The organism is uncultured Parabacteroides sp., from assembly GCF_947855115.1.
Taxonomy (GTDB): domain Bacteria; phylum Bacteroidota; class Bacteroidia; order Bacteroidales; family Tannerellaceae; genus Parabacteroides.
The window spans coordinates 44,526-62,095 of sequence record NZ_CANTZW010000003.1; the positions used below are offsets into that span (position 1 = coordinate 44,526).

General features: G+C 39.3%; 15 protein-coding genes and 2 tRNA genes. 2 read left to right on the top strand and 15 right to left on the bottom strand.

What is annotated here, in order from left to right; translation table 11 throughout:
- Positions 1–21: 21 nt before the first annotated feature.
- Entirely contained in the window at positions 22–1,356 is a 1,335-nt protein-coding gene (gdhA, locus tag Q0110_RS03475) for an NADP-specific glutamate dehydrogenase (protein WP_297902593.1), read from the top strand.
- A 98-nt stretch (positions 1,357–1,454) separates the two neighbouring features.
- Here gdhA and ruvC read toward each other — a convergent pair whose 3' ends face one another.
- The gene (gene ruvC / locus Q0110_RS03480) at positions 1,455–2,012 is read right to left on the bottom strand and encodes a crossover junction endodeoxyribonuclease RuvC (protein WP_297902596.1); all 558 of its coding nucleotides are present in this window, start codon (positions 2,010–2,012) and stop codon (positions 1,455–1,457) included.
- Positions 2,009–2,323 carry a DUF4286 family protein gene (locus Q0110_RS03485; protein ID WP_297902599.1) on the bottom strand — a complete coding sequence of 105 codons (315 nt, stop codon included), beginning with the start codon at positions 2,321–2,323 and terminating at the stop codon, positions 2,009–2,011. Before Q0110_RS03485 ends, ruvC begins: the two co-directional genes overlap by 4 nt.
- 85 nt (positions 2,324–2,408) lie before the next feature.
- On the opposite strand from Q0110_RS03485, the gene Q0110_RS03490 reads away from it, so the two are divergent.
- A tRNA-Ala gene (locus tag Q0110_RS03490) sits at positions 2,409–2,482 on the top strand.
- A 604-nt stretch (positions 2,483–3,086) separates the two neighbouring features.
- On the opposite strand, the gene Q0110_RS03495 is transcribed toward Q0110_RS03490, so the two are convergent.
- The 13 genes from Q0110_RS03495 to Q0110_RS03545 all read right to left on the bottom strand — a co-directional run bounded on the left by Q0110_RS03495 (position 3,087) and on the right by Q0110_RS03545 (position 17,311).
- Entirely contained in the window at positions 3,087–3,674 is a 588-nt protein-coding gene (locus Q0110_RS03495; protein WP_297902602.1) for a hypothetical protein, read from the bottom strand.
- 590 nt (positions 3,675–4,264) lie between these two features.
- Entirely contained in the window at positions 4,265–6,058 is a 1,794-nt protein-coding gene (locus tag Q0110_RS03500) for a hypothetical protein (RefSeq protein WP_297902605.1), read from the bottom strand.
- A gap of 268 nt (positions 6,059–6,326) precedes the next feature.
- Positions 6,327–7,346, bottom strand: coding sequence for a hypothetical protein (locus Q0110_RS03505; protein WP_297902608.1), 1,020 nt, complete (start codon positions 7,344–7,346; stop codon positions 6,327–6,329).
- A gap of 176 nt (positions 7,347–7,522) precedes the next feature.
- Positions 7,523–8,515, bottom strand: coding sequence for a hypothetical protein (locus tag Q0110_RS03510; protein ID WP_297902611.1), 993 nt, complete (start codon positions 8,513–8,515; stop codon positions 7,523–7,525).
- Between the two features lie 80 nt (positions 8,516–8,595).
- The gene (locus Q0110_RS18280; RefSeq protein WP_366139645.1) at positions 8,596–9,150 is read right to left on the bottom strand and encodes a site-specific integrase; all 555 of its coding nucleotides are present in this window, start codon (positions 9,148–9,150) and stop codon (positions 8,596–8,598) included.
- Positions 9,151–9,186: 36 nt separating this feature from the next.
- Positions 9,187–9,480 carry a phage integrase SAM-like domain-containing protein gene (locus Q0110_RS18285; RefSeq protein WP_366139635.1) on the bottom strand — a complete coding sequence of 98 codons (294 nt, stop codon included), beginning with the start codon at positions 9,478–9,480 and terminating at the stop codon, positions 9,187–9,189.
- Positions 9,481–9,594: 114 nt separating this feature from the next.
- The gene (locus Q0110_RS18290; protein ID WP_366139636.1) at positions 9,595–9,783 is read right to left on the bottom strand and encodes an Arm DNA-binding domain-containing protein; all 189 of its coding nucleotides are present in this window, start codon (positions 9,781–9,783) and stop codon (positions 9,595–9,597) included.
- Between the two features lie 90 nt (positions 9,784–9,873).
- Positions 9,874–9,946, bottom strand: a tRNA-Thr gene (locus tag Q0110_RS03520).
- Between the two features lie 39 nt (positions 9,947–9,985).
- Positions 9,986–10,447, bottom strand: a complete 462-nt coding sequence (locus tag Q0110_RS03525; RefSeq protein WP_297902614.1) for a hypothetical protein — start codon at positions 10,445–10,447, stop codon at positions 9,986–9,988.
- A gap of 60 nt (positions 10,448–10,507) precedes the next feature.
- Entirely contained in the window at positions 10,508–11,542 is a 1,035-nt protein-coding gene (locus Q0110_RS03530) for a DUF6340 family protein (protein WP_297902617.1), read from the bottom strand.
- 39 nt (positions 11,543–11,581) lie between these two features.
- The gene (locus Q0110_RS03535; protein WP_297902620.1) at positions 11,582–12,433 is read right to left on the bottom strand and encodes a sugar phosphate isomerase/epimerase family protein; all 852 of its coding nucleotides are present in this window, start codon (positions 12,431–12,433) and stop codon (positions 11,582–11,584) included.
- 26 nt (positions 12,434–12,459) lie between these two features.
- Complete coding sequence (locus Q0110_RS03540) at positions 12,460–14,430, bottom strand: HAMP domain-containing sensor histidine kinase (protein WP_297902623.1); 1,971 nt, start codon at positions 14,428–14,430, stop codon at positions 12,460–12,462.
- 259 nt (positions 14,431–14,689) lie between these two features.
- The gene (locus Q0110_RS03545) at positions 14,690–17,311 is read right to left on the bottom strand and encodes a valine--tRNA ligase (protein WP_297902626.1); all 2,622 of its coding nucleotides are present in this window, start codon (positions 17,309–17,311) and stop codon (positions 14,690–14,692) included.
- Between the last annotated feature and the right edge of the window lie 259 nt (positions 17,312–17,570).

The window sequence follows — 17,570 nt, forward strand, 5'->3', positions numbered from 1 at the left end:
CCTTTAAAGAATATAAATGCTATGAAGACTGAAGTTATTTTATCAGCGCTAGAGGCAAAACATCCGGGAGAAAAGGAGTATTTGCAAGCAGTAAAAGAAGTGCTTTTATCAATTGAGGAAGTGTACAACCAACATCCGGAATTTGAGAAAGCGAAAATTATTGAACGCCTAGTCGAACCGGAACGTATTTTTACCTTCCGCGTGCCTTGGGTAGATGATAAAGGTGAGATACAAGTTAACTTGGGATACCGTGTTCAGTTTAACAACGCAATCGGCCCGTACAAAGGAGGCATCCGTTTCCATCCGTCCGTTAACTTGTCTATCCTGAAATTCTTAGGATTCGAGCAAACATTTAAAAACGCTTTGACAACCCTTCCGATGGGCGGTGGTAAAGGTGGTTCCGATTTCGCTCCGAGAGGGAAGAGCGATGCCGAGATCATGCGTTTCTGCCAAGCGTTTATTCTTGAATTATGGCGTAATTTGGGTCCGGACAGAGACGTTCCGGCAGGTGATATAGGTGTAGGTGGTCGCGAGGTAGGTTATATGTATGGTATGTACAAGAAGCTGGCTCGGGAGAACACAGGAACGTTCACGGGTAAAGGTATGGAATTCGGAGGTTCTATCCTTCGTCCGGAGGCTACCGGTTTCGGAGCTCTTTACTTTGTACACCAGATGTTGGAGACTCATGGAATTGATATCAAGGGTAAGACGGTCGCAATCTCCGGTTTCGGTAACGTTGCTTGGGGTGCCGCAACAAAGGCTACCGAATTAGGAGCTAAAGTGGTTACAATTTCCGGTCCCGATGGTTATATCTATGATCCGGCAGGTATCTCTGGCGAGAAGATCGACTATATGTTGGAATTGCGTAATTCCGGAAATGATATCGTAGCTCCTTACGCTGACGAATTCCCGGGTTCTACTTTCTATCCCGGCAAGAAACCTTGGGAACAAAAAGTAGATATAGCATTGCCATGCGCTACTCAGAATGAGTTGAACGAGGCTGATGCCCGCATGTTGATCGAGAACAAGACTTTATGTGTAGCTGAAGTTTCAAATATGGGTTGTACGGCTGAGGCTGTAGACTTGTTTATCGAGCATAAACAATTATTCGCTCCGGGTAAAGCTGTCAATGCCGGTGGTGTGGCGACTTCCGGATTAGAGATGACCCAGAACGCTATGCACATCTCTTGGACCGCCGCCGAGGTAGACGCTAAATTACATCAGATCATGAGTGCAATCCACGAGCAATGCGTGGCTCATGGTAAAGACGGTGAATATATCAATTATGTAAAAGGTGCAAACATCGCAGGCTTTATGAAAGTAGCGAAAGCTATGATGGCTCAAGGTATCGTATAAGAAATAAGTTCTGTTTAGGCTAAATAAAACATGGTTATGAATTCTTCTAACTTCAGTTATGTTTTGAGAATTTCATAACCATGTTTTTTATACTTGTATTAGCGGACTTTTCCGGGATTCTTAGCGATGAAATCTTTCCACCCTGTATACTTCTTTTCAGAAACCGGGTTATTTGTTTGGAAATAATGGCAAACAGCCGCCGCCAATCCATCCGTAGCATCCAATTGTGGAAGCATAGACTCATCCGGTATTTTTAGATAACGTTGCAGCATGCCGGCTACTTGTTCTTTCGCCGCATTACCATTCCCCGTGATTGAAAGCTTGATTTTTAGTGGAGCGTACTCGAAGATCGGAATATCCCGTTCCAAAGCCGCCGCCATCGCTACCCCTTGCGCCCTACCGAGTTTCAACATACTCTGTACATTCTTTCCGAAAAAAGGCGCCTCTATTGCCAACTCGTCCGGATGGTATTGATCAATCAAGGTCAAGACCCGTTCGAATATCTTACGTAAGCGGAGATAATGATCCTCATATTTATTCAATTGCAGGATCCCCATAGCCTCCAGCCTCGGTTTATTTCCCTCGATCTTCAAGATCCCGTATCCCATCACGATCGTACCAGGGTCTATACCTAATATAATACGGTCCTTTATCATTTAGGCAATTCTATATCTTCCAGCAGAGTAGAGAATCCTGCGATTTTCTCTTTATAACGTCCTATCAATTCTTGTTGCAAAACTCCACCGTCCTTATGTATCCATTCATTCAGAGAGTCGATATCCTTCGTATGGAATTGTACAGAGAAGCTTTCACCTTCTTCATTCTGCGAATCCAAGATACGCCTTAAATAAGGATTATAAAGAATACCGCTCTTGGCAGCTTTCGGTATATAACTATTCTTTAAATATTCCAGGCACTCATCTACGATATCTTTATGAATGTGGAAAGTCGTATTATAAACTATCATCTTCTTATTTTTTCCTTGAAATTTTCTACGCAAAGATAACGCATATATCAAGAAAAGATCTATATTTGCACATGAATTATCAAGAGGGGCATTAGCTCATCTGGCTAGAGCGACAGACTGGCAGTCTGTAGGTGATCGGTTCGAGTCCGATATGCTCCACATATATTTGGATAATGAGACGGGGAATAACCTTGTCTCATTTTTATTTATACCCATTGTTCCGGTTAAGTCAAAATGATTTTATTCGATGTGTGAAAACTATTAGCTGGCTTGATACATGTTGTCGAATCAGAGACATTCTGTGGCACAATCACCATCAGATGGCACTTCAGATATTGTAACACTTTTCACATATCCATCTTTGTCTAAATCATATTTGAATGTAGCAGTTACATCATATCCACTATCATGTCATGTGAATTTTTCAAGTAATAGCCTTGGGCTATTTCCCAATAGACCAGTCCATGAGTACACCTCAAAATTTTGGTAGATATATCTATGCACTAATATATTTTCAATATCAGACGGTAGATTCAATCAGCTAAATATATTCTATTCCGAATTGAATGATAGTGTACCCGTCTGAACTTGAGATCGTGATCGGCTGATCCTGTAGTCTTTTGTGTGGAATATTCCTTTTTATTCTCCTTACCAGGTGGGAACATAAAAGGTATGTGAGCTTATGAACGCATAGGATACACTTGGTTTGGCTTGCTCTTTGACGTTACCCAAATAAAAGGAATATATAATAATGTATAGAAGATTATCTCAGTCTGATTTGTGTGTCTATAAAATAAAGTTGTCCATCAATCCCATATAAAACATTATTGGGAACGGCATCGAATATTTCGTATTGTTCGTTATGGTATTCATCTGGATAGTCCATTATAAACCCTAAAGATTCCATATAGTGTTGAATTTCATTTTCAATAGCTTCTCTTTTTGCTCTAACGTACGGTTGGACAAGCACCGCACAAAATTCGTTTTGGCTGTTATAGGCAAATCCGATCATTTCGTATGGGATATTACTAAAAAAGAGATTGTGGGCTTCAATCCTTATAAAGAAATTAGTGAGATCGTCACCAGCATAATCAAAATTATTTAGCTTGACAACAAAATCCTCATTTCCTGTAAAGACCTCATTTTCTCCCCCTTTATTAAGATACACTAATGACAAAGCTTTGAAGTCTATCCACAAATTATGAATAGTAGCAAACTCTTTTAATCTTTCAATCTGCCTTCCCTTATAGCCCTCTGTTGGTTCAACATTTCCTGCTGCCTCTTTTTCTCTTCCAACGAGATCGGCTGCCTCTTCCAAGATTCGATTGATCGCAGGGTTGTTTCTATCCATTGCTTGTGAAATTCATTAATATAAGTTCGTTCCATATACAATTCTTTATCCACATTGTTTTCCACAAAGATACGTGTTCAAATGGAAAAATCAAACAGGAAGTATCGTTCTTCTCTCTTTTTGAATTTACTCACAAATCACTTTTTTAAGTTCCTATTTATCTGTAACTTCGTGTGTTCTTCCAAGTTAAAGAGATTCTCCATGTTTCCAGATAATCCAATATTCATTCCAAAGAAACTCATTATGCAAGAATATAGACCATTTGACAGGATCGAGGTTTACAGGGAAATTGTGGAAACTATCAAAAAAAGACACATTTTGCCAGCAGAGACTTATATACCCGCTCCCGTTGTTAAAAATCGGATCAGGAAAAAGAAGAAAAGCTCCTAACCGATTTCGCATTGATAATTAAATATTTTAAGACGGATGTTTCCAGAAATGGGAATGTCCGTTTTCTATTTGATCTTAAATAAAGAAGAATCCTGAAACTGTTTAACAGTAACAGGATTCCAATCATTAGGCCGTCTTTTTCGCTTGATTTTCCTGATTCAGGGGATTTTTCAAGATTTTTTATTTTATATACCCGCTCCTTAAAAATCCCCTAAATTCCGCTTAGGCTTCTTTAAGAGATACTTATAGGGCTTTTTCGTATGGGTGGCCTTCGTCCAGAAGTAATCTTCTATCGTATTCAGCCTTACAGTGTATAAAATATTGTGCCTCTTATAAATCATTTCCAGACGATCCCTTATTTCTTCTTTTTCAATCCATATATTAAGATCGAACTCACCCTGTATGTCTTTTATGACCTCTGGTAGAAATCGGTGGATCATTTCGTCATACTTTTTTACGGCCTTGTCTATTGTTCCTTTTTTATATCCAGCCTTTTCCAGTCCTTCTTTCCCTATTTTCTGGAATGCGTCAATAGTGTATGCACCTTGATCTTCTTTCCTTAAAATATCCAAGTAAAAGGAAATATCAACTTTATCTTGATCTGAATAGAGCTTGCTTAGTTGTTCAGTCAACAGACGGCGTTTTTCTTTATCCGATTTGGATTTCCGCAATATCAACAAATCATCTTCTCCCAAAGGCTCTATTACGGAAGCATCCGTTATATTAAAGTGATTGGTGGCATCATAAGCGTTAAAAAGAGATTCCTTTGTCTTATAATACCCCTTTACCCTCTCTTCATTATACAGGTTATCAACAGAGAAATAATTGATATTTCCTTGTTCGTCCAGCAAATCCGCATATTCTACGGCTTCCATATCTTTGGATATGGCTTGTTTCCTGTATTTGTCTATTGCTTGTTCATGCCTATCTTTTAAACTGGAATAGGTAATCTCAAGCTCTTCAATCGTACTGTCAATAGCATCTTTACTTATTATATCCAAATCGATCTTGACATTTGAGATATGGGTTAGTGAGTTGAAGCCATTTCGGAAACGGCCTTGTATCTGAATCGCTTCCGTAAAAGGGTCAATCATTGTGTAAACGGCTTCATTCAAGTCTGTAAGTATTAAAATATCAGGCTTTTGTTTTAGTTTTATATCCAAAGCCGAAAAGAAACGACAAGTAAAGAAATTATATTTAGCCAAAGGTTCAAGCATTTCATATACATAATCAAACTCTCTTTCTTTCAACTTCTTTACACTCTGATTGGAACAAAACACTTTATAATCAGCCAAATTCAACGTGTTGATAATCTTATTTATCCCGTTGGTGGAATTAATGAAGATACAAATATAAGAGCTATCCCGTAAATCGTCTAATTTGCTTTTGACTGTCTTGTCATAACTGTTAGTAACGATAAGTTCCAGATTCTTTCTGTAATCATATTCAGGGATAATCTTTAATATCCTGAAATTTTGATTTACAAGTTCTTTATGTCTCATTTCCAACGGTGTCGCAGAAACCAACGCTTTCTGTTGGAATTGGAAGAACTCATATATAGGTTGAGTGATTCGCTTTCTATAATCCACGTCTTGAATGAATTTTTCGCATTCATCCATCAAACAAAAATAATCAGAATAAATATTCAGGTTCAATTTATTGGCGGCTTTCCTGATTTTGGAGAAACTCTCTGGTGTGCAAATCAACTTTTTATGTTTACGTACTGATTGCAAGTACTTTTCAACTTTAGAAGGTGTACACTTCTCCCAAACAGCCAACCAGTCTGGATTATCTTTTGTTTTTTCAATGATAACGGGAACATTGGGTTCTATGATAATAGAATTACGGTTTGAGTGCAATTCCGTATGGGTAGCTCCAAGTCCTGTTAAAGTTTTATCCAAAATTACGTTAGATGGAATATTTTTATATCCTTGTCTCTCCAAAGCGTCTGTAAGCCATTCATTTGTAGATATTTTTATTTCTTCTGTCTGCATGATGGAAAAAATCTGAGTTAAACGTTACTTTAAGATTGAAAACTGGTAGATCAGGGGATTTTTAGAAAATTCCTCTTTTATATACCCAGTCATCAAAAATCCCCTAAAATTAAAAATTAAAACTGGAAGTATGCCTTGACTCTGATTTTCTTTGAACGCATTCCTTTACAAGCCAAATAAGAGAAATAGGAAGATATTGGCTTTAGTTTAAAAGTTGGAGGTCTATCTTTTTACTCAAGATAAACCTCTAAACTTTTGGAAGATAAGATTAAGCGACTTCTTTTAAGAGTTGGATAAAATCATTGCCATCTTTCACTGCTTTGATCCTTTTCTGGAAATCTTTCAATTTGCCAATCTCTTTCAACGCTTCAAAAGCCGTATCTTCATTTGTTGAAGCTGCGTATGAGTTAAAACCATCAATATAGTAACGTTTTGTTATCAGGTTTACTTCCATTCCTGCTGCTTTGCAAAGGATAATAAACTTGTCTCCACGTTCTTTGTTGAATGATGTTCCTTTAGGATACTTGACCTCTTCGCCTTTTAGTGCTTGATTCAAGCTATTGGAAGAAATCTTCTTTCCTAAATAGATTATGGCTGCTGTTGAAGGGTTAAAGCCTTCTCCGATCTTTTCTGAGATTGTTTGGATAGCTTTTTCTTTAGAGGTCAATCCTGCAACGGCATATTTGTCTTTACTATCCCAGCTTTTGGCAGCGTCATTAATATCAACCAGATATTCACCGATATTTTCTTCGTTACGGATATGGACATTTGGAATTTCAATATTCTTATCTGCTGTTGCTGCCAATTTCGCAAATGCCGTACCTCTATGCTGTCCATCCAAAATAACATAATACTCTTTTGCCTCTTCCCTGTTGATCCCCTGTCCCTTTACATCAACAACAGTATAGTTATATTCAAGTACCTTTTCTGCTTCTGCCACAATGATAGGATAGGCTTTCTCATATTTGTTGTTTCCAATCAGGTGAATGAATTTATCAACTCTCTTTATATCAACAGGTCTATTGTGCTTTACAAAAGCGATTTTCTTTGATTCTTTTGAGATCTCACCATCTTTTACGACATTGAATGTCATAAAGCCTGTTGTTGCTGCTGATTGGATCGCTTTTTCAGTTGGAGTGTTTTTTATCTCTTCCAATTCACCTTTTACCTTAGCCACTGATCTCTTTTGAGCCTCGATAACCTCTGCATTAGCACCTCTTTTTACCAACTGGTTCAATACGCTTTCTTCTTTTTTTACTTCTGCCTGTACTTCTTTTAAATTTTTCATTTTCTTTTACGCTTACCTTTACAGCATTAGGTTCTAATTGTTTATTGATTACACTGCAAAGATGGGGGCATGACAGTCCCGATTCCTATAAAGAAATAAAGCGAAGTTTTGGTATATTATTTATAATACAGTTATACAGCGGTTTAGATCAAATTTGAAGATTCAAAAAAATGACATCACCAAGCTCTATGAATATCAGTATTAAATGGGTTATTGGGTGATTCTTTCTGTTTGGGGATATTCCACCAATTGAATTTTGGATTGTTTTTCTTCAAGTTGTTGAGGGTGGCACGAAGGTTTAACGGATCATCTTTCTGACTATCCTCTTCTATCAATCTTAAATACTTCATGTAATCCAATAAAAATGCAGCTTGACTTTTATTGATTTGAACATTGGCTTCTGCAAAAGAGCTGAGCTGCAAAAGTTGGGTGGTCTGCCATAAAATCCAGTCTGCGACTATGCAGTTCTTCTTTCTTCCTTTTCTTCCTTTAGTTGGATAATCTTCTTCCAGTTCCTTTTGAGCCTCTTCCAGACTGGAAACACCCAAATATTTATCCAGATAGGGAGTTATCATGTTCATAAACCAATTATCAAAGTTGTCCAGAGTGATAACCTCATTGTTGTATTCAATACGGATTGTATTGCTTTTTATCTGTTTCTTGTCATGGAACATTTCATAGAGTTTCAACAAATCTGGACGAACAAAGGTGTTATAAACAGATTGCAAGTCATTGACCAGAAAATCACGAAAATCAAAGAATCCATCAGAATTTACATATTTATGGTATATGGCAGCCACCATGACTAATGAATAAGCGATATTCCAATCTGTTTCTGTTACAGATTCCTCATCCACGAGATCAAAATACATCTGGAGAATCTTGTTGAAATCATAGTCTCCAAAATCCAACATGATAGCTTTTCCAACTTGCATCATTGTTTCATATATCTTCTCTGTATTTAAAGAGGTCTCAATATAGCTCTGCTTAAAGGATGGAACAGTGAGATAAGTTTCTTCCTGTTCTTTTGAGTATTTTCCATTTTGGATGTAAATATTATGAATTTCTTCAAACTCCAAGTGGAACATGGAACGCTCATAACTGAAATACTCCTCTAACAGAGGCTCTATCTTCTTTAATAATTTAATAGGAAAATTGATGTATGCCATTCTCTTGTCTTTATTTGTTTACACGCAAAAATAAAGAAAAAAGAATCCCGTCCCCATTTCTGGAAACAGGATTCTTTGGTTTAGAGAAGGTTTTTCATTGCGTCTTCCATCTGGTCATTACCGAAGCTGTCCAGATAGATTTGGGTTACTCTTTCTGAACTGTGCCCTAAAGCCTCACAGATTAAAGAGGTATTGACACCTGATCTTTTTAAAACTGCAGCGAAACTATGTCTTGCAACGTATGTTGTCAAGTCAATAGGAATATTCAACCTTTCTCCTATTTCTTTCAAAGACTTATTCACTTTCGCTATAATCTTATGAATTCTATTTACTTTCTGTTGTTCCGTCTTATGAAAATTGGATAGAATAGGAAATAAATAGGGATTATCAGGCATTGAGTATTTCTGAATTAATTTAATAGCCTGTTCCTGCAATGAAACCTTTATCTGCTTTTGAGTTTTCTTCCTGATATAGATTAATCTATTTTCCAAGATATTATCTTTTGTCAGACGAGCAATGTCCCCAAAGTTAATGCCTGCTGCCAAATATGAAAAAGTAAACAAGTCTATAGCTAAACATTCCAAAGGTGTTTGCCCTTGATAGTTTAGTATTGATAGAATCTCATCTTTCTGAATTGAACGTTTGGCTGTAGTTTGGCTTAATTTAGAGACTTAATACGAATTAAAAGGATAATATTCTGATTTAACGATCTTCTCCTCTATCGCAAAATTATAAATCACCCGTAAATGCCTAAAGCGTGTTCCCAATGTGTTTATAGCCAAACCTTGACTTTGCAACCATACTTCATAATGTTTTAGCCAGATAGTGTCTATATCCGAAAAAGGAATATCCAGATGCTTGTTGAACTTTATAAGAGAGTGCATAGTACATTTATACATATCCGCATAATGTAAACGATTTGCTGATTCAAGTTTTTGAATATACTGGTTAAAGACCTCTTGCACAGTTTTACGCTTTACTGGTTTGTTATTAAAGAAGTTGCAGTAAATTCTTTTTCCTGTGATTTGAACTCTATAACCTTATCTGTATAGACTTTTACCTTCTCTACTATCAACCTTCTATATACTCCTTATTTGGACTTTAGAAGTTGGTTTGTTGGCTTTAAAATCCCAATATTTAGGCAATATGGAAATACCAAGACTTTGATATTTCATTTTTCGATCCCTACAAACACGAATCATCAAAGGTGATTCATTGTTTTTCAACACTTTAGATTTGTAACATACGACATTGACTGTTGTACTCATGGTTTAAACGCTGGTTTAAACAAACCACGAAAAACACAGAAAACACCATAAAAAAGCAATTATCTAAAAAGATAACTGCTTAATCTTGTGAGCCGAAAGCCGGACTTGAACCGGCGACCTACGCATTACGAATGCGTTGCTCTACCAGCTGAGCTATTTCGGCAACATTTATTTCTTTATTTCGGGTGCAAAGATATAGGGTTTATTTGACATCTGCAAGAAGATTGGCTAAAAAATCATCTAAATCCGCATCCAAATCTTTCAATAATGGATCATCCAAACGAAGAGTATCGTCATCTATAAAAAGAAGCTCCTCTATTACAACGAAATCCTCATCTGTCAAGCTAACAGAGAGAGGCTTCATGAATCGGGGAATATCAAAAACTTTTTTTGTGGAGAGGATCGTAAGAACTGCCTTTATCGAAGCAGCGACCCGCTTATTGAACGCACTCTCTTCTTCGTTTAAGTTCACCCAATCAAAAATAACGACCTTTTCGATCAAATGCTCTTCGTCATCATAAATTTGCAGTTCTCCGTTTTCCGCATCAACCTGCACATATAAGTCGCTTACAAAATTACCGGACTCATCCTTAGCCAGCTTTTCGATAGCCGACGTAAAAGCGTTCTCGATGAGGGATTGAACCTTTACTATATTTGCGTTCATATATTATTTCCTTTATTCGAATATGCCTCAAAAGTAATAATAATTCAGGGAATAACGCTGTTAATCCTCACCAAATTGTACATTTAGTTTCTTATCGGAGCGAATTCGTTCAGCCAACGCCTTCACATATAGCTCCAATAATTTGGTACTCTTACCCTTATCTCCATAATTACGCTTGAATAAATCATAGGATTTATGAGCCCATTCATACGCTTCTTTTAAATCGCCTTTCATTTCATTACATAAAGCCAAGTTTGAAGCAGCTTTCGCTCGGCTTTTCCAGTTTTCCGTACCTTGGTAAAGTTGAGACCAACGTTCTTCTGCCATATCCCATTTCTCATTGGTCGCATAAGCGGAAGCCTCTTTCCAACGTGCCCCCATTCCTGTAAAATACCAACGGACCTCCTTTTCCCAATGAGGAACAAAATTAGTGTATACTTTTGCCCCGAAATACTCTCCTGCTCCACGCAAAGCATTCTCCGGAGAGGGCAATATTTTATCCAAAACCGGCATATAATCCGCACTTTCCGCCCAATAAATACTATCTTTCATATGTATGGTCGCTAGTGGAGCCTCACGATCAGGCATGTAGCTACGTACTACACCGGCCATCCGAACATCAATCACCCCCATTATATATCTTTCTCCCAAAGTACTTATATTTTTCTTCATATCGAACAGTAAACGATCGATAGAGATAACCGCATCGGCCCCGGTCTCATTACATAGAGATTCTACTTGCTCTTGAGTAAGCTTAGTATCTTGATGCGCCAGATTATCTTTTCGTACCGCATCATGATAGAGCAATACATCGTTAAAATAAGAAGCCTCCACGATAGCTTCCCCCAAAGTACGACAGGCATCAAACAAGGCACTATCCACTTTCGCCTTGCAAGTATCCTGAGTTTCCCCCCGCAAGACATATTCGTACCCCGTATTTTCCGGTTGAGGAACGGCATTATTTACAATAAGTACTTTAGCGACATTCTCCGGAAATGTCACCTCCGCAGGATTATAAGTCTCAATGCCTACATAATTAATCGTGTTACAGGCAGACAACAAACCCGCTACCCATATAAAAAAAATGCTTCTCATCTTAATCTATTTAGAAAAGGGGCGATTTACGCCCCCACATTATGTCAAATCACTTACAGCCTTGAAATATCCGATAGACTCCGCGATCCCCAAAAACGGATCTTTCATATCCTTCTCGTATTCCAGACTGCACATTCCCGTGTAATTAACTTCCCGCATCATACGGATCAACGCAGGGAAATCAATCTTTCCACGACCAATCTCGATCCCGACTCCCGCTTTTGAAGAATCCGTCACGTCCTTGATATGCATATCAAACACACGGGTATGGTATTTCTTCAAATCGGCTACAGGGTCACAGCCATTTCTCAAGTCGTGCCCAACATCCAGGCACATACCTATACGAGGGTCTAAATCCTTCGTATGTTCCCAAACATCCGTAGCATCGGGGTATGTTTTAATATCGGGACCGTGCAAGTGGATCGCATAATGAAAATCATATTCTTTCACTTTCTTATCCACATAGGGTAAAAGCTCATAATTCGGAACCCCAACGATCAACTTCACCCCTACCCGTTTCGCATAATCAAACGCACGGTCAATCTCTTCCTCGCTCTTCATATAAATAGGGCCTACGGCATATCCCGTCACTTTATGAGCCGCACATTTATCATGAAAAGCCTTAATCTGCTCATCTGTACTATTCAGCGGCAAATGGAAATCCTTAATACAAAGATAATGGATATCTAATCGTTCCAACGTCTTCAACGTCGTATCTAAATCAAAATTAACGAAAGTATATCCCGCCATCCCCAAATGAAACGGGTTTACGGCCTTCGGAGCCTTTGGTTTCACAGGGTCTGGCAAAGTAGCCTGAGCAATCACAGAGGTACCCAATAAAAAGGCACCCGCTAATCCTTGTTTAAAAAATGTACGTCTTGAGTGTTTCATGGTCATTATAATTATATCTATACTGTTTATCTTGGAAAAATAACGCTAAAGGTAGAGCCGACACCTTGCTTGGAGGTCACTTCTATACGACCGCCAAGCTTTGTAACCAAAGCCTTGGAGATAGCCAATCCTAACCCGACTCCATTGGTCCATTCCGTCAACTTGACAAAACGATCAAAAACTCGTTCTAACTGGTCCTCCGGAATTCCCTCGCCTGTATCCGTTACATAAAAACGGATTTCCTGCTCCATCACGTCATATCCGAAGCAAATATAACCTTTTTTCGTATGTTTGATAGCATTCGTCAACAAATTAGTGAGAACTTGTGTTAACCGACTGGGATCCGTATAAAGCTTAAATGGCTGGCAATCATCTAATATCAACTCCACTCCATTCGGCATACGTAACTGAATTATGTCATAGATCCTTTTCATCAGAGATTCTAAATCTTGATCAGACAAGATTAAAGTCAATGTATTCGACTCAATTTTTGAGATGTCTAACACATCCTCAATTAAACGTTGCAACAGTTCATTGTTACTCTGTATGATATTGGAAAGTTCATGGCGAGTATCCGCATCTTCCTCATCAGCGATTACTTGCGAGAATCCTACGATAGCATTCAGCGGAGTCCTAATCTCATGGTTCATATTCGCCAAAAACATTGATTTTAAACGATCGGCCTCTTCTGCTTTTTCTTTCGCCGCCCTTAACCGTATCCCCGCACGATGGCGACTATAGGCCACTATACCCAAAGCACCGCAAAGTAACAACACCAAGACAAATCCTCCTCCAAGCATTAAGACACGGATATGTGACTTTTCTGCCTCCAACTCTAGTTTCTTACTTTGCACTTCTAGTTCCTCTATCTCTCGTCGAGTTCTCAGCTTTGCCAAATCCTCGTAATATTTCACCCGCATAATCGAGTCATGTACCACCTTAGAATCTCTGTAAGCCCTAGCCGCTTCCATCCCTCTCCCGAGTTTATAATAGATACCAGCCTTAAAATCCTCCACAGAACTCCAGTCACGAAGGCGTTTCTTATCCAAAAGCATCTGTTCCAGCTTATCCGCTAAATCAAGGGCCTTTTCATATTTTCCCGCTAAAGCATAATAATTCATCCAAAGGAATTGAGGTAGGATTTGCTCGGCATTCATACCATGTTTTTTTTCGATATCCTCCATCATCCTTAAATGCTGATAAGCCAAAGACAGCTCTTTTTCCGCTATATAATATTGAGCAGAGTAATAATGATAACGTTCTTTTAAAAAAGCGACAGTATGTTCCGCATCTAATTGCGTGATCCCTTCACGCTCACACTCTTGTATACAAGAATCTAGCTTATTCAAATATTCCAATCGTAAATCCTTCGCAAGCAGTAACCGTAATACGTAAAACCAACGTATCCGAGAAGCACCGCGTTTCTCCATACCAGACAAGATCTCCCGGCTAAGCCGAACACCTTCTTCATCCAAACCTATATTGAAATAAAAATTAGCTAACGCCAGATTTGCCATATCCACCCCATCCGGATAATCAAAACGAGTTGCCAAACTCTTCAGGCTGTCCACTTCCCGGATTACCAAACCTTGCATTCCCTCATTCGCTAAAGAATAGATGTTCCATCCTTTCGCCCGGCATAATTCCTCAATCCGATTTGTCGCAATAAAAAGAGGTTCTGCTATTTTCAAATACATACGTAAGCTATCCGGATCTTGCATATAATAATAACGCATCAAGAATAACAATGCATTTCCTTTGTAATAATCACTATGTTGCCTCTGGGCCTCTTCCAGCAACAGATCCGCATATACCTTATATACTTTGTTGTGTGTATTGGCATATAGTAACTCATTCAATCGTTTCAGCTTGCTAGTATCCGGCAAGAACTTGATTTCTTTTCGTAAGCTATCAACGAGCGTGTTACCTCTCACCTCATCCGAGACGAACAAAGAGAGAATCATCCACCAACAACATATAAAAAGTAATTTCCTCATATACCTCTCTATATTTATAAGGCGACTCCATATTTTTAATGTACCAAACCGATAATAGAGTAAACGTATAACGGTATATTCCACATTTAAAGTTCCCTGAAAATCGTATCTATACAGTTTACGTGTGGCAAGTTAATAAAAATTTAAACGCTTAGATATTAATACAAGTCACATTTTCCAACTCTTTCAACAAAAAAAGCCTGTATCAATCAAAAGGAAATTGATACAGGCACTTATTTTATAGATACGATCGTTTTCTTTATTTTGCCAAGGCAGAGATACTTTCCTCAATAGACTTAATCTTCAACTCTGCATCGGCTTGTTTCTTCTTCTCCATCTCAATTACTTTTGCCGGAGCTTTGCTTACGAAATTTTCATTGCCCAGCTTCTTCATGACGGAGGCCAAGAATCCTTTTTGGTATTTTAATTCTTCTTGAAGTTTAGCCAACTCCTCTTCTACATTGATCATGTTACCAAGAGGTACCGCAAATTCAGTTGTACGCACCAAGAAAGATACAGCGCCGGCGGCTTTCTCAGCTACCTTGGAAACGGAGGACAAATTACACATTTTAGCGATTACGGCATTGAACGTCTCGTCATGATCACCTACTACCTGTAGTTCCAGCGCATCCCTATTCGGGATAATCTTTTGCAGACGGATCGTACGAACACCACCAACAATTTCTTTCACAATCTCGAAAGCATCCAGATAAGTATTGTCTACAACCGCTACTTCCGGCATCCGGGCAACCATCAGGCTCTCACCTTCTTTTCGAGGCTCCAAGGCTTGCCATAATTCCTCAGTAATAAATGGCATGAACGGATGGAGCAAACGAAGCAAGGAATCGAAGAAACCAAGTGTGGCCTCATAAGTAACCTTGTCGATTGGTTGCTGATATCCCGGCTTTACCATCTCCAGATACCAAGAGGAAAACTCATCCCAGAATAACTTATACACAGCCATCATAGCCTCACTCAGACGATATTTGCTAAAAGAATCATCTACTTCGGCGATCGTCTTATCCAACCGCATCTTGAACCATTTCATCGCGATAGCAGAAGCCTCCGGACAAGCGATTGCCTCATCTACCGTCCACCCTTTCACCAAGCGGAAAGCGTTCCAGATCTTATTATTGAAATTACGTCCTTGCTCGCACAAAGCCTCATCAAAAGGAATATCATTCCCTGCGGGAGCCGCAAGCATCAAGCCCATGCGTACACCGTCAGCCCCGTATTGCTCGATCAATCGCAACGGGTCGGGAGAATTTCCTAAAGATTTAGACATCTTACGTCCCAGCTTATCGCGTACGATACCTGTAAAGTAAACGTTCTTAAACGGCATTTTTCCTTTATACTCATAACCAGCCATAATCATACGGGCTACCCAGAAGAAAATGATATCCGGACCGGTAACCAAGTCGCTAGTCGGATAATAATAACTGATCTCCTCGTTATCCGGGTCATTAATACCATCAAACAAAGAAATCGGCCACAACCAAGAAGAAAACCAAGTATCCAATACATCTTCGTCTTGGCGTAAATCCGCTTTTGTCAAACTCAGATTACCAGATTTCTCTCTCGCCAACTCCAATGCTTTCTCTTCCGTCTCGGCTACCACGTAACCACCTTCCGGCAAGAAGTAAGCCGGGATACGATGTCCCCACCAAAGCTGGCGGCTGATACACCAATCCTTGATATTCTCCATCCAATGGCGATAAGTGTTCTTGAATTTCGGCGGATAGAACTTAATATCATCCTTCATTACTGGCTCCAAGGCGATCCGGGCAAGATGCTCCATTTTCAAGAACCATTGCATAGATAATTTAGGCTCGATAGGTACATTCGTACGCTCGGAATAACCCACTTTATTCTCGTAAGCCTCGACTTTTTCTAGAAGACCTGCGTTACGCAAATCTTCCTCAATCTGCTTGCGGACATCGAAGCGGTCCATACCCACATACAGGCCAGCAGCTTCGCTAAGCGTACCGTTGTCATTGAAAATATCAATGGAAGGCAGGTTATATTTCTCGCCTAACATATAGTCGTTCACATCATGTGCCGGAGTTACTTTCAAGCAACCCGTACCAAACTCTATATCTACATAATCATCCTCGATCACCGGGATCTCACGGCCGACCAACGGGACGATCACTTTCTTCCCTTTCAGATGCTGATTCTTCGGGTCATTCGGATTGATACACATCGCCGTATCTCCCATAATCGTCTCCGGGCGAGTAGTGGCAACAATGGCATATCCCTCCTCGCCTACGATCTTATAGCGAAGATAATACAACTTGCTATGTTCTTCCTTGTAGATAACTTCCTCATCAGACAGGGCCGTCAATGCCTTCGGGTCCCAGTTTACCATACGGACACCTCGGTAAATCAAGCCTTTCTTATATAAATCAACGAAGACTTTGATAACACTCTCCGAACGTTTCTCATCCATCGTGAACGCCGTACGATCCCAATCGCAAGAAGCGCCCAATTTACGTAGCTGCTTCAAGATAATACCGCCATGCTCCTCTTTCCATTCCCAAGCATGCCGCAGGAACTCGTCGCGAGTCAAATCGGTTTTCTTAATCCCTTGCTCGGATAAACGATTCACCACTTTAGCTTCCGTAGCGATCGATGCATGGTCTGTACCCGGTACCCAACAAGCGTTCTTTCCCATCATGCGGGCACGGCGAACCAAGATATCTTGGATCGTATTGTTAAGCATATGTCCCATGTGCAACACGCCGGTGACATTAGGGGGAGGGATTACGATCGTATACGGCTCACGACCGTCTGGCTTTGACTTAAAGAAGCCGTTATCCAACCAATACTGATACCACTTCCCCTCTACTTCCGCAGGATTGTACTTACTAGCGATTTCCATATTTTTCTAACTAATTAGTCTTTACATATTTCTCAATCCGCGAAAGTACAAAAAATATAGACAAAAAAACGTAGGGTATCAGGAAATATAGTCGCCTGTGACAACAGCTCCCCCTGATACCGCCTCTTCATAATCCATATCCCGCTTTTTATAAAACATGACACTGATCCAAGAATGTATCCGGAGATTAGAGGTATATTCTTATAACAATCAAACTATTGTAGAGGTTTTTCTATTCCGTACTATTGCAGCTTTGCGT